Annotated in this window: 13 protein-coding genes; 5 read left to right on the forward strand and 8 right to left on the reverse strand. The window is 73.7% G+C overall.

Translation table 11 applies throughout. The features are described 5' to 3' along the window. Positions 1–41 precede the first annotated feature (41 nt). The 5 genes from ACGFIS_RS18315 to ACGFIS_RS18335 all read right to left on the reverse strand — a co-directional run bounded on the left by ACGFIS_RS18315 (position 42) and on the right by ACGFIS_RS18335 (position 11,654). Entirely contained in the window at positions 42–1,349 is a 1,308-nt protein-coding gene (locus ACGFIS_RS18315; protein WP_392971846.1) for a nucleotide disphospho-sugar-binding domain-containing protein, read from the reverse strand. Then, positions 1,349–1,633, reverse strand: coding sequence for a hypothetical protein (locus ACGFIS_RS18320; RefSeq protein ID WP_392899138.1), 285 nt, complete (start codon positions 1,631–1,633; stop codon positions 1,349–1,351). The genes ACGFIS_RS18315 and ACGFIS_RS18320 overlap by 1 nt, the downstream gene beginning before the upstream one ends. Beyond that, positions 1,630–5,877, reverse strand: coding sequence for a beta-ketoacyl synthase N-terminal-like domain-containing protein (locus ACGFIS_RS18325; protein ID WP_392971849.1), 4,248 nt, complete (start codon positions 5,875–5,877; stop codon positions 1,630–1,632). The genes ACGFIS_RS18320 and ACGFIS_RS18325 overlap by 4 nt, the downstream gene beginning before the upstream one ends. Then, positions 5,874–10,445: an SDR family NAD(P)-dependent oxidoreductase gene (locus ACGFIS_RS18330; RefSeq protein WP_392971852.1), complete on the reverse strand. Its 4,572-nt coding sequence runs from the start codon at positions 10,443–10,445 to the stop codon at positions 5,874–5,876. Before ACGFIS_RS18330 ends, ACGFIS_RS18325 begins: the two co-directional genes overlap by 4 nt. A gap of 198 nt (positions 10,446–10,643) precedes the next feature. Then, positions 10,644–11,654, reverse strand: coding sequence for an alpha/beta hydrolase (locus tag ACGFIS_RS18335; protein WP_392899146.1), 1,011 nt, complete (start codon positions 11,652–11,654; stop codon positions 10,644–10,646). A gap of 450 nt (positions 11,655–12,104) precedes the next feature. Here ACGFIS_RS18335 and ACGFIS_RS18340 point away from each other — a divergent pair, with 450 nt between their 5' ends. Next, a complete protein-coding gene (locus tag ACGFIS_RS18340; RefSeq protein ID WP_392899149.1) occupies positions 12,105–12,953 on the forward strand; it encodes a hypothetical protein in 849 nt (282 codons plus the stop codon). Here ACGFIS_RS18340 and ACGFIS_RS18345 read toward each other — a convergent pair. From ACGFIS_RS18345 to ACGFIS_RS18355, 3 genes are all read right to left on the reverse strand, one after another. Beyond that, positions 12,934–13,563 carry a hypothetical protein gene (locus tag ACGFIS_RS18345; RefSeq protein WP_392899151.1) on the reverse strand — a complete coding sequence of 210 codons (630 nt, stop codon included), beginning with the start codon at positions 13,561–13,563 and terminating at the stop codon, positions 12,934–12,936. The genes ACGFIS_RS18340 and ACGFIS_RS18345 overlap by 20 nt on opposite strands. A 168-nt stretch (positions 13,564–13,731) precedes the next feature. Further along, a complete protein-coding gene (glnII, locus tag ACGFIS_RS18350; protein WP_392899154.1) occupies positions 13,732–14,745 on the reverse strand; it encodes a glutamine synthetase in 1,014 nt (337 codons plus the stop codon). 139 nt (positions 14,746–14,884) lie between these two features. Then, on the reverse strand, positions 14,885–15,532 hold the full coding sequence (locus ACGFIS_RS18355; protein ID WP_392899156.1) for a TetR/AcrR family transcriptional regulator: 648 nt from the start codon (positions 15,530–15,532) through the stop codon (positions 14,885–14,887). Positions 15,533–15,698: 166 nt separating this feature from the next. On the opposite strand from ACGFIS_RS18355, the gene ACGFIS_RS18360 reads away from it, so the two are divergent. From ACGFIS_RS18360 to ACGFIS_RS18375, 4 genes are read left to right on the forward strand one after another with little or no spacing between them, the layout of a single operon-like run. Further along, complete coding sequence (locus ACGFIS_RS18360) at positions 15,699–17,345, forward strand: ABC transporter substrate-binding protein (protein WP_392971854.1); 1,647 nt, start codon at positions 15,699–15,701, stop codon at positions 17,343–17,345. 6 nt (positions 17,346–17,351) lie between these two features. After that, positions 17,352–18,299: an ABC transporter permease gene (locus ACGFIS_RS18365; RefSeq protein WP_392899162.1), complete on the forward strand. Its 948-nt coding sequence runs from the start codon at positions 17,352–17,354 to the stop codon at positions 18,297–18,299. Further along, a complete protein-coding gene (locus ACGFIS_RS18370) occupies positions 18,289–20,232 on the forward strand; it encodes a dipeptide/oligopeptide/nickel ABC transporter permease/ATP-binding protein (RefSeq protein WP_392971856.1) in 1,944 nt (647 codons plus the stop codon). The genes ACGFIS_RS18365 and ACGFIS_RS18370 overlap by 11 nt, the downstream gene beginning before the upstream one ends. Continuing rightward, positions 20,222–21,208 (forward strand): ABC transporter ATP-binding protein, encoded by a 987-nt coding sequence (locus ACGFIS_RS18375; RefSeq protein WP_392899167.1) that lies wholly within the window; start codon positions 20,222–20,224, stop codon positions 21,206–21,208. Before ACGFIS_RS18370 ends, ACGFIS_RS18375 begins: the two co-directional genes overlap by 11 nt. The last annotated feature ends 62 nt before the right edge of the window (positions 21,209–21,270 follow it).

Here is a 21,270-nt window from a genome sequence, read left to right on the forward strand (position 1 = left end):
GCGGGAACCGGGCCGGCGAAGCCGCGGCCCGCACATGCCCGTCACGCGATCTTCTCCAGGCGGTCGGCTGCTTCGGCGGCGCCTCCGGCGGAGGCGATGGAGGCCGCGACGCGTTCGGCTGCGGGGCGGTGCGGGCCGTCCGTGAGGACGGCGGCGAGGGCGGTCCGGAGTTCGTCCGGGCGGACGCGGGAGTAGCGGACGGCGATGCCCGCCCCCGCCGCCTCGACCTGGCTGGCGATCACCGGCTGGTCGTCCCGGTCGGGGGCCGCCACCAGCGGGAGGCCCTGCGAGAGGGACGTGCAGACGGTGTCGTGGTCGCCCTGGCAGACGACGGCGGAGACGTGTTCGAGCAGCTTGTGCTGCGGGACGTCGGCACGGACGAGGACGTTCGGCGGCGGGTCCGCCACCACGTCCGGGGGCGCCACGAGGATCGCCTGGACGTCCATGCCGCGGACGGCTTCGGCGGCGATCCGGAAGAACCGGTCGCCGGACGGGCCGTTCGCCGCACCCATGGTGACCAGGACGGAGGGGCGGCCGTCCAGCCGGTCCCAGGGGAACGCGCGCGGCGCGGGGCGGCCGAGCGCCGGGCCGACGAAGGCGAAATGGTCGGGGAAGACCGAGATATCGCCGATCAGCCCTCCCGTGGAGAAGACCAGGACGAGATGGTCGGAGAAGCGCAGGTCGAGCAGGTCGTCGACGCCGTGGTCGAGCTGGAAGCCGGCGATCTGGTCGCGGATCCACTCCTCGACCTTCGGCAGGGCGGCGAGCGGGCGGGTGAACTCGGCGGACGTCGCGGCGGAGGTCGCCCACGGGATCCCGCGGTGCCGGGCCGCGACGGGGGCGGCGAGGGCGAACTGGTCACAGACCACGACGTCCGGGCGGAAACGGTCGATCGCCTTCCCGGTGCCCGGCATCATCGCGTGCCCGAGCGGGACGAGGATGTCCCTCCAGAGGAAGCGGAGTGCGGCGAGGCCGCGCAGTTCCAGCCACTCGTCCCGGAGGCCGGGCAGGCGTTTCCCGAAGTCCTCCCCGACGGCGTCGATGACGCGGGAGCCGGGGCGGAGCCGGGGTTCGAGGGACGCCCGGTGGCCCGTCCAGGCGACCTTGTGGCCGCGGCGCGCGAGTTCGGCGGCGACGGCGGCGGCCGGCGCGACCGCGGCGGTCGAGGTGACCCCGGTGCCGGCCCCGGCGCCGGCGGCGGCCCCGGTTCCGGCGGGTCCCGCGGTGTTCGGGGGCACAGGGCCGCTCAGCGGCGGGACGGCGAACAGGAAGCGGCGTTCGGGTGTTCTCACGCGCCGGATGCCGGGGTCTCCGAGCAGGGACGGGACCTGCATGCGGCGGGCGCTCATCAGGCGGCTCCGGCGGGCGTCCGCGTGCCGGCGATGTGGTCCGCCACGTCCCCGACGGTCAGGTTCACGATCTGGTCGAGGTCCAGACCGGCGAGGAAGGCGGAGAGGTCGCCGGCGTCGCCGTGGCGGACGCGGAGCCGGTCGGCGAGGGCCGCGAACTCGATGCTCTCCAGGGCGAGGGCGTCGCTGAACGTGGTCTCCGGGCCGATCTCCACGTCGAGGAGGAACTCCTCCCCCACCACGTCTGTCAGCATCCGGACGACCTCGGACAGGGCGTCGTTCATGCTCGGGCCTCCTCCATGTCTGTTCCGCCCGCCTCGACCGTCCAGGCCACGACGTGTCCTTCGAGTTCGCGTGTCTCCACCGTCGTGACCGTGCCGTTGGCGGCGATGAGGAGCCGTTCGGCATCGGCGACGGTCACGACGAGTTCGGGACGGTCGGATCGGGTGATGTCCATCGATTGCAGTACTGCTTGTTCTGCTGCGCGTACGCGTGCGTCCTTCTCGTCTTGGGCCAGGCCGATGCCGGCCGGTTCGTCGCCGGGCCGTACCAGGGCGACACCCAGTTCGGCGTCTGAGGCGATGGAGATGGCGAGGGGTTCATCGAACGGTCCTGTCACCATAGGCCCGTCGTGGACGGTGAGTTCCGCCGGGAACAGGGGCCCGTGGCCGTTGCGCCACAGGTGGTCCCGGACGGCGTCCTTGGCCGCGATCCGCCCGAGGAGCCATGGGCCTTGGGCGAACGGCGGGAGAGCCTCGTATTCGGCGCGTTCGCCAGCGCAGAGGTACTGGCGCATGAGGAGGTCGCGGGACGCGGTGCCGTCCCAGCGTCTGCGGGCCAGGCACCAGCCGCCCGGCTGCGGTTCGCCTGTTCCGGATACTTCGGCCGTGAACTTCATCCGCCAGAGGGCTTCGTCCGTGTAGTAGCGGTGAGTGGTCCATCCGTCGACGCGTGCCCACAGCGTCCCGTCCTCACGGACCAGTTCGGCGGAGCAGCGCATGGTCGTGTCGGTCAGGGACTGGTTCCAGACGGTCGTCTCCAGGTGTTCGCCTGTGGACGGCAGTGGCCCGTACAGGGCGAGCCGTTCGATTCCGACCGGGAACACGGTCTGGTTGGTGTCGCCGTACACCTGGATCCAGTGGCCGCAGAGCTGCCCTGCGCTGTCCAGGAGCGCGCCTGGTGTGGGCAGTGACGTCAGGACGGCGCGTATACCGTCCTCTGCGAGAGCCGTGATCTCGGTGATGCCGCGGAAGAGGGGGCCGTGGAACATCCAGCGTTCCTCGTACAGCCGTTGCGCGCTGACGATGGGCGGACCTTCGATGGTCAGCGGCGTGCGGTCCGGCGCGGGCGGCACCGGGTAGTGCTCAGCGAGCAGCACCGTCCCGTCCGCGTGCCCTTGGACGATGACCTTCACCTTGCGCGGCCGGTCGCCGCCGATGACGTAGGCGCTGACATCGGCGGTGGTCGGCGGGGCGGCCACGACCCAGCGGACGGCGCGGACGTCCTCGAAGCCGACGACGGCCATGTCGGGCAGCAGTTCCCGGGCCGTGTCGGCCATGACCTCCAGCAGCGTCGTCAGCGGAACGATCGGAAACCTGTCCGACATGTCGGGCCAGCCGGTGGCCTGCGGGAACACGCAGTGATCGCGCAGGTACGGCATCGAATCGAGCGAGAAGACACGCGAGACGGACAGTTCCTCCGCCACCGGCGGCACCTCGCCGGACGGCGCGGACGCCGGCCCGCCGCCGAGCGCCTCCAGGACCGACTGCGCCCCGGTCGCCGCGTCGTTGAGCAGCGCCTCCAGCTCGGCCACGACCGGATCGTCGGCCGGCAGCGGCGGGACACCGGACGTGAGGCGGACGGGCGCCACGGCACCGTCCAGCCGGACCAGCGGCGTCCCGAGATCGAGGGCCATGCCCGTGGCGGGCGCGGGCGGCGGCGACGCGCCGTACCCTTCGGCCCACAGCGCGGCGACGACGCGGCGGAGCTGAGCCATCCCGTCCCGGTTCGGGACGTTGACGGCCATCGCGAGGTGCTCGCGGCCGCCGAGCCGGTCGGCGACGAACCCCGTGAGACTCCCCGGTCCGACCTGCACGAACGCCCGCACGTGGGCCGCGCCGTACAGCTCCTCGATCAGCTCGCTGAACCGGACGGGTTCGAGCAGGTGCCGGACGGCGAGGTCGCGCACGCCGGCGGCCGAACGCGGGTACGGCGCGACGGTCGTCGCCGACCACGGCGGCACGCTGGGCTCGTGCACGTGCAGAGCCTCGAACGCGTGTCGCACCTGTTTCTCGTACGCCTCGGCCAGCGGTGTGTGGAGGCCCGTCCGGAACGGCAACTCCTGCCCGAGGACGCCCTCGGACGCGAGCCGCCCGAGGATTTCGCGGACCTCCCCGGCCGGGCCGCAGATCACCGACTGGTGCGGGCAGTTGTCGTGACTGACGAGAACATCGGAACGTCCGCCGGCCGCCTCCTGCGCCTGGGCCGCACCGCAGCCGAGCGCCGCGTACACGACGTCCTGGACATCCAGGGCGTCGCCGTCGAGGGCGCGGACCAGCGCCTCGGCGGCACCGGCGTCGAACATCCCGGCGGTGATCGTGGCCGTCCACTCGCCGAGGCTGTGACCTGCCACGACGTCCGGTTCGACGCCGAGTTCGGCGAGGGCCGAGGCCAGCAGGCGGCCGACGCCGATGATGTCGGCGGCGTGGCCCGCCAGGTCGGTGCGCCCGGTCGGCTCGGGCCGGGGCAGCCCGAAGTGCTCGGCGACATCGTCCACGCGGGGGTCGAAGGCGGGTTCGAAGCCGGGGAACAGGAACGCCAGCCGCCCGTCCTCCGCGAGGAGCGGGCGGGGTGAGAACCACACGTCGCTGCGGCCCCGCCAAGCGGTTCCGCGCTGGACGACGGCTCGCGCCAGGTCGAGCCTGCGCGGCGTCGGCGCGACCACCGCGAGCCGGCACGGAAGGTCGGGGACGTCCCGCGGCGCCTGCGCCAGAAGCCTCTCGTCGGGGGCGGCCAGGGCGTCGGCGAGTTCGTCGGTCGTGCGGGCCGCCAGCCGCAGGACGACCTCGTCCGACGGCGGCGTGTCGAGCCGCCGGGGCCGTCTGGCCCGCCGGACGCCGCTCGACGGCGGCTCCTGAAGGACCAGATGGGCGTTCGCGCCGCCGAACCCGAACGCGTTGACCACGGCCCGCCGCGGCCCGTCCCCCCGCCCCCACTCGGCGGCCTCCCGCACGAGGCGCAGCCTGCCGTTCTCCAGCGCCGGGTGCGGGTCGTCCACGTGCAGCGTCGGCGGCAGGACACCGTCGCGCAGCGCGAACGCCGCCTTGATCAGCCCGGCGATCCCGGCGGCCGGCATCGCGTGCCCGATCATCGACTTGACCGTGCCGAGGCCGATCGGCGGGCCGCCCGTCCCGAACACCCGGCGCAGTGTCGCCAGCTCCGCCTCGTCGCCCGCCGGGGTCCCGGTGCCGTGCGCCTCGACCAGCCCCAGCGCGCCGGGCGCCGCCGGGTCGAGGCCCGCGTCCCGCCAGGCGCGCTCGACCGCGAGGACCTGCCCTTCCACGAGCGGGCTCATGATGCTCGACGCGCGGCCGTCGCTGGACGACCCGGCGCCCAGGATGACCGCGTGGACCCGGTCACCGGCCCGCTCGGCGTCCGACAGCCGCTTGAGCAGGACGACCCCGGTGCCCTCCGCCAGGAGCGTCCCGTCCGCCGCCCGGTCGAACGGCCGGATCGTCTCGCTCGGGCTCAGCGCGCGGAGCTGGCAGAAGACGCTCCAGACGGTCGCGTGGTGGGCATGGTGGACGGCGCCGGCCAGCATCGCGTCGGCCTGCCCGCCGCGCAGCGCCCGCACGGCGTGCTCGACCGCCAGCAGCGACGACGCGCATGCCGCGTCCAGCGTGTACGCGGGACCGTGCAGGTCGAAGCCGTGGGCGATGCGGGACGCGGCGAAACTCGGAACGAGCCCGATCGACGCGTCCGGGCCGTCCGGCCCCAGCCGCTCGCAGAACGCCCGCCGGATCTCGTCCAGCCGCTGTTTCCCCAGTTCCGGCACCAGCTCGGCGAGGATCCCGGTGACCTGGTGGGACGTCCTCACCCGCTGATCGAACCGTGCCACGCCCGGCGTGATGTATCCGCCGCGTCCGATGACGACGCCGATCCGGGCCCGGTCGGGCAGCCGCTCGTCGCCGCCCGCGTCCGCGATCGCCTCCCCGGCGGTGCGCAGCGCGAGAAGCTGGTCGGGTTCCATGCCCGGCACCGCCGCCGGCATGATCCCGAACCGCGCCGGGTCGAACGTGGCCAGCTCGTCGACGAACCCGCCGCGCCGGCAGTAGAACCGGTCGCTCTCCGGGGCCCGCCCGTATGCGCCGGGGTCGTAGTAGAGCGCGGGATCCCACCGCCCCGCGGGCACCTCGGTGATCGCGTCGAACCCGGCCAGGATGTTGCGCCACAGCTCGGCCGCCGACCCCGCGCCGGGGAAGACCGCCCCCGCGCCGACGATCGCGATCGGCTCCCGAGCGTCGCTCACCGGACTCCCCTGGCGGACACAGGCCCGGTGGACATGGGTTCGGTGGGGACGGGCCCGGTGAACACGACGTGCGTCTCATCTCCGTGCGCGATCTCGCGCAGCAGTGCCGCCGCACACGCCTCCGCCGCCGCCTCCGCCTCGACCGGCCCCTCACCACGTCCTCGTGCCGATTCGCGGGCCGGTTCGCTTCGCGCCCACGTGTCCCAGGCGGCGACGAGCACCCGCCCGCGCAGCCGCGTCCGCCAGACATGCGCGAGCGCGCCGCACGCGTCGCCCGCGGCCGCTTCCGCGACCTGCCCGCGGCCGCCGCGCACACCGGCGATGCCGCCGAGGACGACGAAGAACCCGAGGTCCGGCTCGACCGCCTGGGCGAGCGCGCACGCCCCGTCCACCTTCGTCCGGTAGACGCGCTCGAACGATTCGGGTGTCATGTCCCGGACCAGCCGGCTCTCGACGAGCCCGGCGCCGTGGACGACCCCGTCGAGCCGGCCGTGCCGGGCATGGACGTCGCCGACGACGTCCCGCACGGCCTGGGCGTCCCTCACGTCCCCCGCGTGGTACCGGACGGACGCCGCATGCTCCCGCAGCGCGTCCAGGTTCCGGCGTGCCTCCCGGTCCGCCAGGATCCGCCGGACCGCCGCCTCGATCTCTCCGGTGTCCCCTCCGCCTCTCGCGACCAGTGCCCGCCGGAGCCCGGCCTCGTCCGGGACGTCCGGGAACGCGGGCTCGCCCACCGGCTCCGGCGTGCGTCCCATGACCTCGATGTGGCAGCCGCTCGTCCGGGCCAGTTCCAGCGCCACCCGCGCGGTGGCGCCGCGCGCGCCGCCGGTGAGGAGCACGACCCCGTCCGGCCCCGGCGGCGTGCCGGTCACCGGGGGATCGCTCGGCGGTTCCGCCGGGACCACGCTCAGGCCGTGCCGCAGGCCGCCCGCGTGCCCGACCACGACCGGCGCGTCCGCGTCCAGCAGCTCCGCCGTGATCCGCTGCGCGATCGCCCGCGGCGTGTCCTCGGTGTCGACGTCCAGCGCCCGTACGAGCACCTCGGGATACTCCTGCGCGACCGTCCGCGCCAGCCCCCGCAGCCCGGCGCCCGGCGCCGGATCGCCGATGCCGCCGCCGAACCGCCGCCCGAACCGCCCGCCGGCCCCGCTCGCGACGACCAGCCACCGCATCCCGCCGGCCAGCGCCCGCCGGATGCCGCCGTACGCCTGAGGCAGCACGCCGGTCGCGCCCGGCCGCAGCGCCGCCAGATGGATCAGCCCGTCGCAGGCACCGTCGACCTCGCGCGGCGTCCGCACCTGCGCGCCGTGCCGTGCGAGCATGGCGGCGAGTTCCAGCGCGATCCCGCACCCGTCGTCGACGACGGTGAACCGCCGCCCCGTGAACGCCGACCCCGATTCGGGCGGCACCGGCGGCGCGTCCAGCTCCACGACCCGGAGAACGTGCCGGACCGGCCCCGGCCGGGCGGACACCTCCGCCGGCGACGCGGCCGGGCCGTCCGCACGGGGCCCCACCGAGGAGTCGCTCTCCGTGGAGGGCGCGGGGGCTCCGGGGCCGGAGAGGGCCATGGTCTTCACGTGTGAGCTCGGCCGCGCCGGCTGCGGGACGGTCACGGTTTCGCCCGAGACGACGGGACGGGGCGCCGGGACCGGCGCCGGTGGTGCCGCACCCAGGTGGCGGAGGACGACCTCGCGCTGAGCGGCGATCAGTTCGCGTCCGGCTCGCAGGTATTCCAGGACGGCGGCCTCGGCGTCACGGTCGCCGCCTTCCGGGACGCGTTCGGCCGGGCGGAGCGCGTTGTCCGGGTAGCCGCCGTCGGCGGTGCGGACGAGGTGCCCGTTGACGAGCCAGCCGGGCGCCGGCGCGGGGGCGGCGGTGAGCGGGCGGGCGCCGCGTCCGGCGAAGAGGGGCAGCGGGTCGACGGGGACACCGGCGGCGGCGAGCCCGGCCAGGGTGCGCAGGAAGTGCGTGAGGCCGTTCTCGCCGGGGGCGTCGCAGCTCACGGCGGTGTGCGGGCGGTCGCCGAGGATCTTGCCGATGAACCCGGTCAGGACGTCTCCGGGGCCCGCCTCGATGAAGATGCGGGCACCCGCCGCGTACATGGCGTCGATCTGCTCGACGAAGCGGACCGGCGCGGCGATCTGCCCGGCGAGGGTGGCGGCGAGTCCGGCGGGGTCGGTGTCGTAGGGGGCGGCGGTCGCGTTGGCCCAGACGGGGAAGGCGGGTGAGCGGAGGTCGCGGCCGAGGAGGTCGGTGCGGAGGTCGGCGGACGCCGCGGCGACGAGGGGGCTGTGGAACGCGCACGGCACGGGGATGCGTTCGGCGGCGAGGCCCGCGGCGGACAGGGCGGCGAGAGCGCGGTCCAGGCCCGCGCGGGTTCCGGAGATCGTGACCTGGCGGGGCGCGTTGTGGTTGGCGATGACGACCTCGCAGACGCCGGAGAGCGTCTCGCGGACCTCGCGCAGGGACGCGGCGACGGTGGCCATCGCGCCCGGGTCGCCGCCCGCGGCGGCCAGGATCGCCTCGGCGCGGGCGGCGCTGAGTTCGATCATGTCGGTGTCGTCGACGACGCCGGCGGCGCAGAGCGCGACGAGTTCGCCGTGGCCGTGTCCGGCGGCGAGGTCGGGATGGACGCCGACGGCGGTGAGCAGGCGGTGGACGGCGAGTCCGGCGATGCCGAGGGCGGGCTGGGCGACCCGGGTGATCTCGGCCTGGTGGCGGCCGGTCTCGTCGGCCGTGAACGCGGCGGGCGGGAACATCGCGGGGGCGTACCGCCCCCCGGCGAGGCGGAGGAGGCGCTGGAGGCGCGGGAAGGCGACGAAGAGGTCGGCGAGCATGGCGGGCCGCTGGCTGCCCTGGCCGGGGAAGACGAACGCGACCTGGCCGGGCCCGCCGGACGGGAGGAAGACGCCCGGTGCGGGGCGGAACTCTCCGGCGAGCGCGAGTCCGCGGCGGAGGTCGTCCAGGCCGGTCGCCACGAACGCCGCCTGCACGGGCCCCTCCAGGGATGCGGCCGTCCGCGCGAGGTCGCGGAGCCGCGGCTCGCCGGCGGCCAGTTCCACGAGGCGGTCGATCTCCGCGCGGGCGGCGGGACGGTCGGCCGCGCGGATCACGAACAGCTCGGCGGGCCATTCGGCGAGCCCGGACACGGGCTCGGGCGCACCGCCGTATCCGGACAGGACGGCGTGGAAGTTCACGCCGCCCGCACCGGAGCCGCTCACCCCCGCGTACCGGTCGCCGGGACGTGCCGCCCACGGGCGCGCGGCGCCGCCGAACACGAACGGGCCGCCGGGTCTCCACTCGGGGCCGGGGCGCGACAGGTGCAGCGTCCCCGGGAGCACGCCGGTGTGCAGGGCGTACGCGGTCTTGATGAGCCCGGCGAGGCCCGCGGCGCAGCCGGTGTGCCCGATCTGCGTCTTGACCGATCCGAGCGTGACGGCCCCCGCGGCGGCGCCGGTGAACGCCGAGGCCAGGGCGGTGAGCTCCGCCCGGTCACCGGCTTGGACGCCGGTGCCGTCCGTCTCGATGAGGCCGATGCCGGTGGGTGGGACGCCCGCGCGTTCGCAGGCGCGGTCCAGCGCGAGCCGCCGCCCTTCGCCGTGCGGCGGGGTGGGGTCCGCGTCGCCGGGGGCGCGTCCGTCGGCGGCTCCGGCGACGGACTTGACGACCGCGTAGATCCGGTCGCCGTCGCGTTCGGCGTCGGCGAGGCGTTTGAGGACGACGCAGGCGACGCCTTCGCCGGGCGCGATGCCGTCCGCGGACGCGTCGAACGCGGCGCAGCGGCCGGACGGCGACAGCGCGCGGGCCGCGGCGAGCAGCAGGTAGTCCCGGACGCCGTTGCCGAGGTCGGCGCCGCCGCAGAGCACCATGTCGCTGGCGCCGGTGACGAGGTCCTTGCAGGCGGCGTCGAGCGCGGCGAGGGACGCGGCACCCGCGGCGTCCACGGTGTACCCGGCGCCGCGGAGGCCGAGGGCGCCGGCGATCCGTCCGGCGATCACGTTGGAGAGGACGCCGGGCAGGGATTCCTCGGTGGGGCGCGGGAGCCGCTCGTCCAGGACGGCCGGCACCTCGCCGAAGTAGGACGGGAGCGTCGCGCGCACCGCGTAGGCCGTACCGAGGTCTCCGCCGCCCCCGGCGCCGAAGAACACCGACGTGCTGGAGCGGTCGAACGGCCGGTCGGCGTATCCGGCGTCCTGGAGCGCGCGCGACGCGACCTCCAGGGAGAGGAGCTGGACCGGTTCGATGCTGCCGAGCGCGTGGGGCGGGATGCCGTACGCGTGGGGGTCGAACGGGATGTCAGGGATGAACCCGCCCCATTTGGACGGCGACCTGCCTTCCGTGGACGGGTCGTAGTGGATCCCGGGGTCCCAGCGCGTGACCTCGGTGACGGAGTCGGCGCCCGCGACGATGTTCGCCCAGTAGCCGTCGGCGTCGCGGGCGCCCGGGAAGACGCAGCCGATGCCGATGATCGCGATGTCGGCGGGACGGCCGGACGGGGTGGCCCCCATGATCCCGGCCCGGGGAGGGTCCCCCGGCTCTCGCCCGTACTCGCCCGTGTCCGCCGCCATGCGCTGCCCCCCGACGTCCCGCCCGGCCCGGCTCCCCGGCCCGGCGCGGCTCGCAACAACGGTGCGCCACACTACGGTCGGCGACCCGTCCGTTACCGGGACGACACACCCGAGTGCGCGCCGATGGCGGCACCGCAAAGAAGTCCGGACCGTCCCTTGACGTGGCGGAGACCTCCGGAGCCCGGCCGGGGAGGCGGGTCAGACGGGGACGGTGGAGCGGTGCGGGCGGATGCCGTGCCGGACGATGCCCTCGTCGAGCCAGCGGTCCAGGTGCCGCCACGTGGTCGCCTTGGCCGAACGTCCGGTCAGCACGCCCAGGTGGCCGCCGGACGCGACCTCGAAGCGCACCTGCGGCGCCCCGCCCAGCAGCCGGACGAGCGGCAGGACGGCCCGGACCGGTGCGAGCGCGTCGCCGCGTCCCGCGATGGCCAGTACCGGCACGGCGACCCGGCCGAGATCCACCCGGCGGCCGCCGATCACGGCGGTGCCGCGCATCAGCGCGTTGTCCTGCAAAAGGGTCCGGTAAATCCGTCGTGCGGCATGTCCCGGATAGGCGGACATCATCTCCGTTAAATGATCGACGGCCTCGGCCTGAGCCAGGACATCGGCGTTGTGAAGGCTGGTCAGCATCCTGCCGGGACGAAGAATGCATTTGTCTATTCCGGTGACCTGGCAGACCCGTTTCACCAGTGGCCCTGGAAGGCCCCCGAACATCTGCCCCATCAGGTCCGCCTCCGCGCCGCGGCCGAGGCCGAGCAGCGACCGCAGCGGCGCCGCGCGCCGCACCGCGTCCGCGTCGACCGGCGCGGCGATCACGGCGACGGACGCGATCGGCAGGCCGGGCCCGTCGGCGGCGGCCAGCAGCGAGAGGATGCCGCCGAGACACCAGCCGACGAGCTGGACGGGCTGCCCGCCCGCGTCCCGGCTGACGGACCGGATCGCGTCCGGCAGCACGTCCCCGACCCACTCGTCGAGCCCCAGGTCACGGCCGCCGCACCCGGCCGGCGCCTCGTCGAGCAGGTAGCTGCGCCGCCCGGCCCGGACGACATGCTCGGCGAGGCTGCACCCCCGGCGCAGGTCGTAGCAGCGCGCCGGCGCCGCCGGCGGCGGGACCAGCAGCACCGGCGGCCCGGCCGGCACCACCCCCTCCGGCGGCCGGTAGCGGTGCACCGACCGGCGCGGCCCGCCGCCGATCGTCTCCGCCGGCATCGGACACAGATCGGCGACATGCCCGTACAGCGCCAGCTGAAGGAGATTTGACGTGGCGGCTCGCAAGCTTCGCGGGGAAAGGATCATTTCGTCATTATCCATCCACGTTCGACGGACACGCCGGGCGCGCATTGACCAAAGGCGGCCGTGCCTCCTCCACGGCCCCGTCAAGCCATTAGTACACTGGTCAGGGCCCGGTCGATATCGTCGGCTGTGAATCCTTCGTTAATTCGGATTGACAGCGCGCGAATTCTGCGGGCGAGGCCCGCTCCGCCGCCGCCGTCCCCGCTGGCTACTCTGGATCGTCGGGCACGTCGGCGCAGGCCGGGCGCCGGCCGATCGGATCGGTCGCCGTCCTCCCGGTGCGGACCGGCCGACGACCCGAGACGGTGATGCCCTGCCCCGCCCCGGTTCGACCACCGCATCAGGGGAACGGATCGAGGTGGACGCATGGAGGACGAGGCGGAGACGGCGATGCCAGCTCCTTACCTGACGGAGGTCTGCTGGTCAGGGTCTGCGCTGCGGCTGGCCGGCCGGGTCAAACCCAACGGCGCCGTCCCCCGGATCGAGCTCCTCCTGTGCGAACGCGGCGGCGGCAGGCTGCGCGTGCCCGCATCCACCGGGATGCACGGGAGCCTCGTCACGTTCGAGGCGCTCGTGGACGTCGCGATGATCGAGGGCGGCCATCCCCTTCCCGGCGGGCTCTGGGACGTGCACCTCTCGATCGGCGCACCGATGGAGACCACCGTCGTCCCGCTCGGGCGCGACCGCGACCCCGGCCTCGACGACTCGCCGCAGCGGCGTTTCCTGCCCGGCTCCATCACGGTCGTCGCCTACTTCGCCACCGGGGGGACCCTGGCGATCGACGTCGGCGGGCGTCCCCACGTCCTCGGATCCACCCTCCCCGAAGGGCTGGACTGGAACGAGCGGCGCGAGGAGATCATCGTCACCGGGCACCTCGACGTCCCGCGGACGGGCATGCCGTTCTCGGGGACGCTGATCCTGGAGGAGCGCAGGTCCCACCACTCCTACGAGGTCATCGCGATGCTGGAGGAACGTCCCGGCCGGCTCGGCTACACCGCCGCGGTCCCGGTGACGCGGGCGCTCATCGACGACCCGCTCCCCCGCGGGACGTGGGACGTCTCCCTGTGCCTGGGCTTTTCCGGGATGCACCGCGAGGTGCGGCTGCTGGCCCCGGAGGAACCCGTGGACGTGCAGGTGTGGCGGCGGTTCCGGCACGTCCGCGTCGTGTCCACGCGCACGCCCGACCCGCTGTCGATCACCGTCGGCCGCGTCTGAACGGGGCGTCCCACGAGAACGGCCGCGACGCCGCGACCACGGCCGACAGCAGCACCACCACGGCCGTTCCGCCGAGCAGGTTGACGCCGGACGTCGCGAGCGCCGCGTCGAGCGGGCCGTTCAGCGTCAGCGGCAGGATCGTCAGCAGCGCGACCGCGATCCCGCCGATCCAGGCGAACGCCCGGACCGGCCGCGCCGACGACGCCAGCAGCAGATGCATCAGCGCGGTCGCCTGGATCGTTCCCGCCATCGCGCACAGCGCGTAACTCGCCGCGGCGGGTTCCGCGGGGGTGTGCCGGCCCGCGAACACGGGGACGTCCACACCGGCCATCGTGCGCAGTCCGAGGGCCGCGGCGAACGCCAGGGCGCCGGCGGCCAGCGCGGCGAACCCGCCCGTCCACCACAGCGCACGCAGCGGTGGACCGGATCTCGCGGAGATCTCGTCGTGCAGCGCGACGAAGTCCTCGTACCGTTTCGGCGGGGCCTCCACGGGGCGCCGCCGCGCCGTGGAGGGACACCGGAACGATCGTTCCCAGGGCCTTGGCGCAGGGCGGCCGACGTGCCTGCCGGGCAGGCCGCCGGAGTACCGCCCGAATGACGAATCGGGCATGTTCCCTCCCCCGGTGCGAACGTAGGTGTGCTACCCGGCGCGGAAGGGTGGAACTCCCCCAAGCTCACATTTTGCCGATGTTTGGCGGGGTTGCCCGGCATGGCCGCAGGAGCGGAGGCGGCCGGAAAACGGCCGCCGGCGGCCCGGTGTGGGCCGCCGGCGGTCCGGTCAGACCTGGCCGGCCTTCTCCAGCGCCGCGCAGCAGGTGCCCGTGATCAGGCGCGCCACCACATACGGGTCGATGTTGGCGTTGGGGCGGCGGTCCTCGATGTAGCCCTGCTTGTCGACCTCGACCTGCCACGGGATGCGCACCGACGCCCCGCGGTCGGACACGCCGTAGCTGAACTCGCTCCACGGCGCCGTCTCGTGCATGCCGGTCAGCCGCCGCTCGATGTCGGCGCCGTAGCCCGCCACGTGCTCCTGCGCCTTCTCGGCGAGCGCCTCGCACGCCGTGACGATCGCGTCGTACCCCTCGCGCATCGCCTTGGTCGAGAAGTTCGTGTGCGCCCCCGCGCCGTTCCAGTCGCCCTCGACGGGCTTCGGGTCGAGGGTGGCGGAGACGTCGTGGTCCTCGGCGATGCGGTAGAGCAGCCACCGCGCGACCCACATGTGGTCGCCGACCTCCAGCGGCCCCGCCGGGCCGATCTGGAACTCCCACTGGCCCGGCATGACCTCGGCGTTGATGCCCGAGAGCTTCAGCCCGGCGGCCAGGCACGCGTCCATGTGCGCCTCGACGATGTCGCGTCCGAACACCTCGTCGGCGCCGACACCGCAGTAGTAGAAGCCCTGCGGGGCCGGGTAGCCGCGCTCGGGGAAGCCCAGCGGCCGCCCGTCCTTGAAGAACGTGTACTCCTGCTCGATCCCGTACCAGGAGTCCTGCGCCTCGTACTTCTCGGCGATCGGACGCAGCGCGGCCCGGGTGTTGGTCTCGTGCGGCGTGCCGTCCACGAGGTACACCTCGCAGAGCACCAGCTTGTCGTCCCCGCCGCGAATGGGGTCGGGGCACGAGAACACCGGCTTGAGAACGCAGTCGGAGCGGTCACCGGGCGCCTGGTTGGTGCTGGACCCGTCGAAGCCCCAGTCCGGCAGTTCGGCGCCGTCGGCCAGGATCCTCGTCTTCGACCGCAGCCGCGCGGTCGGCTCGGTGCCGTCGATCCAGATGTACTCGGCCTTGTAGCTCAAGGTGGGTCCCTTCGAGGCGTGTCTCAGCACGTTCAACCTGCCAATCAGGCATTTCGGACCTGTTGCCCGTTTGTGAACGCCGTGTAAACGCCCACGCGGGCGGCGTGAACCGCCGTTGCGGTGCGGCCCGGGGCGCCGGTCAGCCCTGGCCGGACGCGGGCTGGTCGCCGAGCAGCTGCGCGCGGACGCCGGCGAAGAACGCGACGAGGACGTCCACGCACTCCTCGATGTCGGGGTAGCGGCCGTCGAGGTGGCCGATCGCCATCGCCTCGGTCATGGACGTGACGCCGTCGGCGACCATCTCCAGCCGCAGCGCGCGCTCCGGCGTGTCCGCCGGGAGACCGGCGGCGACGAGATCCTCGACCAGGTGCGCACGGGTCACGGCGGCGCGGCGGCGGGCGGCCTCGCCCAACGGGGTGGCGCGGTCGAAACGGGTGCGGACGCTGAGCCGGAAGAACTCCGGGTGCGCGCACATCTTCTCGAGCGGGACGCGGAACGCGGCCCGGAGCCGCTCGGCGCTGCGGGGCGCGTCGCTGGACCGCTGCCGGGCCTCCCGGATCACGGGGCCGACCTGCCGGGCGGCCTCCTCGCCGAGCGCTTCGAGCAGGTCCTGCATGTTGCGGAAGTGCACGTAGAACGTGGACTGGGCGATGCCCGCACTGCGGCAGACGTTCCCCGTCGACAGACCCGCCTCGCCCTCGATGTCGAGGATGCGCAGCGCGGACCCGAGCAGCCGGCGCCGGGTCAGGTCCTTGGCCTCGCGCCGGCTCAGTGTCACATCGGGCATCGATCCCCCTGAACGGTTAATCCAACGATAGCCACACCGGCCATGGAATCAACCATGTCCCCTGCACAGCAGGCATGAATCAGTCGTTGTCAACCCATTGAAATCTCATTCGGTGATAGTACTATCGGCGAAAAGTCTGTGACCCCGGTCACGGAGAGGGGTTGTCGTGGGACTTGTGACGACACAGCGGCGGCGGCACCGGCGGCGCGCGGCCGCGGCCGGACTGGCACTCGCCACGTGCGCCGCGGTGACGACGGCGTGCTCGGGCGGCGCAACGTCCGGCGCCGGCTCCGGCCCGGAGGGGACACCGGTACGAGGCGGCAACCTGGTCTACGGCCTCGGCGCGGACGCCAACGGCTTCAACCCGATCACCGACTCGTTCGCCCCGCAGACCTACGCGATGGCCGGGACGATCATCGAGACGCTCACCACCGTCGACGCCGCCGGCCAGTGGCGCCCTCTGCTGGCCGAGTCCCTCGAGCCGAGCAAGAACGCCGCCCGGTGGACGATCAGGCTGCGCGAGGGCATCACGTTCTCCAACGAGCAGCCCCTCGACGCCGAGACCGTCAAGGCCAACCTGGACGCGCAGAAGGCCTCACCGCTGACGGCGGCGGTCCTCGCGCCGGTCAGCGGCATCGAGCTCGTCGACGCCCGAACCGTCCAGATCGATCTCGAAAGCCCGTGGGTGAGCTTCCCCTACACGCTGGCCAGCCAGATCGGCATGATCGTCCCGCAGATCGCGCTCACCGACCCCGACAAGGCGAGCCGGGAGCCCGTCGGCACCGGGCCGTTCATGTTCCAGAGCCACACCCCCGACAACCGCTTCATCGTGAAGAGGAACCCGGCGTACTGGCGCGAAGGGCTGCCCTACCTCGACCGTGTCGAGTTCCGGATCCTGCCGGACTTCCAGACCCGGGCGCAGACCCTGGAGTCGGGCGGCCTCGCCGCCATGGCCACCCAGCGCGACAACGACATCGTCAAGTTCGGCAAGCTCGCCGAGCAGGGCGCGTACAGGCTGTACCGGGTCGCGGGCATGTCGGTCCCCGAGATGGCCTTCATGCTCAACACCGCCGCCGGTCCGACGAAGGACCTGCGGGTCCGGCAGGCGATGGCCCACGCCACCGACCGCGACGCGTTCATCAAGACGCTGCGCTCCGGCCTCACCAAGCCCGCCGACGGCCCCTGGTCACCGGACTCCCCGTGGTACGTCCCCGGCGGCTACCCCGCGTTCGACCCGGCCAAGGCCAAGGCGCTGATCTCCGAGTACGAACGGGAGAAGGGGCCGGTCCAGATCGAACTGCTGAGCATTTCCGACCAGTCGTCGATGCAGAACGCCGAACTCGTCCAGGACATGTGGAAGAAGGCCGGCATCGACGTCACCATCCGGCAGGCCGACCAGGCCGACCTCATCCAGCGCGCCCTCATGGGGAACTACGGCGCGATCGTCTGGGAGCAGTTCAACCGGCCCGACCCCGACAGCTCGTACTCCTACCTGCACTCCAGGTTCGCCCAGCCGGTCGGCTCCATCTCCATCAACATGAGCCGGATCAAGGACGAGCAGCTGAGCGCCGCCCTGGACGCCGGCCGCGCCGCCTCCGACGAGGCGGCGCGCAAGAAGGCGTACGCGACCGTGCAGAAGCGCCTCCGGGCGGAACTGCCGTTCATCTGGGTCGACCACCTCTCCACCAGCGCGGTGGTCACCAAGCCCAACGTGCACGGCCTGGCGCAGTACAAGCTGCCGGACGGGTCGGCCGCCAAACCGCTCATCGGCTCGCCGACGCACGCGTTCGGCCAGATCTGGATGGGCAGGTGAGCGCCGGTGGCCGCGATCCTGCTGCGGCGGGGCGCGCAGCTGCTGTTCGTCCTGCTCGTCGTGTCCCTGCTCGCCTTCTGGATGATCACGCTGCTGCCCGGCGACCCCGCCACGCAGATCCTCGGCTACTCCGGCGACCAGGCGGCGCTGGCCGCGGTACGGCACGACCTCGGCCTGGACGAGCCGTTCTGGCGCCGCTACCTCGCCTGGCTCGGCGGCGTGGTCACCGGTGACCTCGGCACCTCCTACATCACCAGCACCCCTGTGACCGAGTCCCTCGCCCAGCGGCTGCCGGTCACGCTGGAACTGCTGCTGCTGTCCCAGGTGATCTCGCTGGGCCTCGCGGTGCCCGCCGGGGCGGCCGCCGCCCGCCGCGCCGGCGGCCTCCTCGACCGGACGCTCACCACGGTGAGCTTCGGTCTGCTGTCCACCCCGGTGTTCGTGTCCGGCGTCGTCCTGATCATGGTGTTCGCGGTGCGGTGGCCGCTGCTCCCGGCCACGGGATACACGCCCTTCACCGCGGACCCGGCCGGGAATTTGCGGTCGATGCTGCTCCCGGCGGTGACGCTCGCCGCCGCGCAACTCGCCGTCTACGCCCGGCTCCTGCGCTCCGACCTGATCGCGACCCTGCGGGAGGACTACATCACGCTGGCCCGCGCCCGGGGCCTGTCACCCCGGCGCATCCTGTGGAGGCACGCCCTGCGGCCGTCGGCGATATCACTGGTCACGGTGGTCGGGCTCAACCTGGGAGCACTGATCGGAGGCGCGGTCATCATCGAGACGCTGTTCGGGCTGCCCGGCGTCGGACGGCTCATCGTCGACTCGATCCTGTCCCGCGACTACCTGGTCGTCCAGGGCGGGGTGCTCGTCGTCGCGGTCGGCTATGTCCTGGTCAACTTCGGCATCGACCTGCTCTACGGGGTTCTCGACCCGAGGATCCGCCATGCGTCCTGAAACCGTCGCGGCCGCGCCGGACCCCGCGGCGAAGCGGCGCAGGCGGCTGGGCTGGGGCTTCCGGCTCGCCGCCCTGTGGATCGTCCTCGTGGTCGCCGCGGCCCTGCTCGCCGACGTGCTGCCCCTGCCCGACCACGACGCCACGCTCACCGGCGACCCCCGGGCGGCCCCCGGTCCAGATCATCCGCTCGGCACCGACGGGCTCGGCCGCGACATGCTCAGCCGCATCGTCCACGGCGCCCGGGTGTCGCTCGGCGTCGGCGTCGGCGCCGTCGTCCTCGGCCTGCTGATCGGCGGCCCGCTCGGCCTCCTCGCCGGCTACCGCCGCGGCCTGGCCGACCGGATCATCATGACGGGCAACGACATCCTGCTCGCCTTCCCCGCGCTGGTCCTCGCGCTGGCGGTGGTGGCCTTCGCCGGACCCAGCGTCCGCAACGTCCTGATCGTCCTCGGGCTGCTCGGGGTGCCCGCGTGGGTCCGGCTGATCCGCGGCGTGACGCTGTCCTTCGCCCGGCGGGAGTTCGTCACCGCCGCACGGGCCCTGGGCGCCCGCGGCGCCACCGTGATGTGGCGGGAGATCGCCCCGAACGTCGTCCTGCCCGCCCTCTCCTACGCGTTCACCGTGATGGCCGTCGTCGTGATCGCCGAGGGCAGCCTCGCGTTCCTCGGCCTGTCGGTGCGCCCGCCGACGCCCACCTGGGGCGGCATGATCAACGAGGGCCGCAGCACGCTGGACACGGCCGTGCACATCGTCCTCGTGCCGTCCGCCGTGATGTTCCTGACCGTCCTCGCGTTCAACCTCGTCGGCGACCGGCTCCAGGAACTCACCGGCTACCGGGAGAGCGGCCTGGAACCCGCACGCGCCCGTCGCCGGGCGGCCGCGCCGTCCGCTCCGCCCGCCCCCCGGCCGGACGGCCCGCCGCCGCTGCTCGAAGTGGCCGGCCTGCACACCGCGTTCCCCGCCCCCCGCGGGACGGTCCGGGCCGTCGACGGGGTGTCGTTCACCCTCGAACGCGGGCGCACACTCGCCATCGTCGGGGAGTCCGGCAGCGGGAAGTCGGTGCTCATCCGCTCCATCCTCGGGCTGCTCCCCGAGGCCGCCGCCCGCTCCGGCCGCGTGTACCTCGGCGACCGGGACCTCACCGGCACCGGACCGGACGGGATGCGCGGCGTCCTCGGCACCCGCATGGCCACCGTCTTCCAGGACCCGATGACCGCCCTCAACCCCGTCCGCACCATCGGCACCCAGGTGACCGAACCGCTCCGCGTCCACCTGGGAATGAGCCGCAGTCAGGCGCGCGAGACCGCCGAGAAGCTGCTCGCCTCCGTCGGCATCCCGGAGCCGCGCCGCGTCCTGCGCGGCTACCCGCACCAGCTGTCCGGCGGCATGCGCCAGCGGATCACCATCGCGATGGCCCTGTCGTGCGACCCCGAGGTCCTCTTCGCCGACGAGCCCACCACGGCGCTCGACGTCACCGTCCAGAAGCAGATCATGCGGCTGCTGCACCGGCAGCGCGACGAACGCGACATGGCGATGGTGCTGGTCAGCCACGACCTCACCGTGGTCGCCGAACACGCCGACGACGTAATCGTCATGTACGCGGGCAGGATCGTCGAGCAGGGCCCGGCCGAGGCCGTGTTCACCGCCCCCCGCATGCGCTACACCGAGGCGCTCCTGCGCGCCGCCCCCGACCTCACCGCCCCGAGCCACACCCGGCTCACGGTCATCGACGGGCGCCCGCCCGACCTCGCCGCCCCGCCGGCCGGCTGCCGGTTCCACCCCCGCTGCCCGTTCGCCCGGGAGCGCTGCAGAACAGACGAACCGCCGCTGCTTCCGGGCGGGGACGGCCGGTCCCACGCCTGCTGGTACCCGGCGGACGACATCGACGCGCGGCCGGCCGCCGCGGAAGGGAGCGTGCGGCATGGCGGGTAGCGGAACCGCGCACCTGCGCGACGACGCGGTCCTGCGCGTCCAGGACCTCACGGTCACGTACCCGGCCGGGCGGCGCACCGTGCACGCCGTGTCGGGCGTGAGCTTCGACGTGGCCAGGGGCGAGACGCTCGGCATCGTCGGCGAATCGGGCTGCGGCAAGTCCTCCGCCGCCCGAGCGATCATGCAGCTGCCCCGCCCCGCCGCCGGATCTGTGCGCCTGTCCGGGCTGGAACTCACCGCCCTGCGCGGCGAGGCCCTGCGCCGCACCCGGCAGCGGCTGCAGATGATCTTCCAGGACCCGATCTCCTCACTCAACCCCCGCCGCCGCGTACGCGACATCGTCGGCGAAGGCCCCCGGGTCTGGGGCACCGCGGCCCGGATCGACGAGACCCTCGAAGCGGTGGGCCTCGACCCCGCCACCTCCGCGGGCCGGCGTCCGCACGAGTTCTCCGGCGGCCAGTGCCAGCGCATCAGCATCGCCCGCGCCCTGGCCCTCGAACCCGAAGTGATCATCTGCGACGAGCCCGTCTCCGCCCTCGACGTCTCGGTGCAGGCGCAGATCCTCAACCTGCTCGAAGACCTCAAGGCGCGTTACGGGCTCACCCTCGTGTTCATCGCGCACGACCTCGCGGTGATCAAGAACGTCAGCGACCGCGTCCTGGTCATGTACCTCGGCAAGACCTGCGAACTGGCGACCGGCGCGGACCTCGTCGAACGTCCCGCCCACCCGTACACCCGCGCGCTCCTGGCGTCCGTCCCCCGCGGCCCGTTCCGCCTCGCCCAGGACGAGGAGACCGGCGAACCCCCCTCGCCCATGGCACCCCCCAGCGGCTGCCGCTTCCGCACCCGCTGCCCCCGCGCCGACGCCCGCTGCGCGTCCGAGGAACCTCTCATGCGCCCGCTCGGCCCCGGCCACTGGGTCGCCTGCCACCACCCGCACGAGGACGCCGGCGGGTACACGGTGGACAATCGGTAGATGGGTGCCGGTACCGATTCAGATCGGCGCGTCCACCGCCGAGAATGGAGGAAAGTTCACTG

The organism is Spirillospora sp. NPDC048824 (genome assembly GCF_043198455.1).
Classification (GTDB): Bacteria; Actinomycetota; Actinomycetes; order Streptosporangiales; family Streptosporangiaceae; genus Spirillospora.

What these genes read in the sequence shown, in the direction of transcription:
- ACGFIS_RS18345 (WP_392899151.1), bottom strand. Translation starts at nt 13,563, where the DNA reads ATGCCCGATTCGTCATTCGGGCGGTACTCCGGCGGCCTGCCCGGCAGG.
- ACGFIS_RS18340 (WP_392899149.1), top strand. Translation starts at nt 12,105, where the DNA reads ATGGAGGACGAGGCGGAGACGGCGATGCCAGCTCCTTACCTGACGGAG.
- ACGFIS_RS18315 (WP_392971846.1), bottom strand. Translation starts at nt 1,349, where the DNA reads ATGAGCGCCCGCCGCATGCAGGTCCCGTCCCTGCTCGGAGACCCCGGC.
- ACGFIS_RS18320 (WP_392899138.1), bottom strand. Translation starts at nt 1,633, where the DNA reads ATGAACGACGCCCTGTCCGAGGTCGTCCGGATGCTGACAGACGTGGTG.
- ACGFIS_RS18355 (WP_392899156.1), bottom strand. Translation starts at nt 15,532, where the DNA reads ATGCCCGATGTGACACTGAGCCGGCGCGAGGCCAAGGACCTGACCCGG.
- ACGFIS_RS18330 (WP_392971852.1), bottom strand. Translation starts at nt 10,445, where the DNA reads ATGGCGGCGGACACGGGCGAGTACGGGCGAGAGCCGGGGGACCCTCCC.
- ACGFIS_RS18375 (WP_392899167.1), top strand. Translation starts at nt 20,222, where the DNA reads ATGGCGGGTAGCGGAACCGCGCACCTGCGCGACGACGCGGTCCTGCGC.
- ACGFIS_RS18335 (WP_392899146.1), bottom strand. Translation starts at nt 11,654, where the DNA reads ATGCCGGCGGAGACGATCGGCGGCGGGCCGCGCCGGTCGGTGCACCGC.
- ACGFIS_RS18370 (WP_392971856.1), top strand. Translation starts at nt 18,289, where the DNA reads ATGCGTCCTGAAACCGTCGCGGCCGCGCCGGACCCCGCGGCGAAGCGG.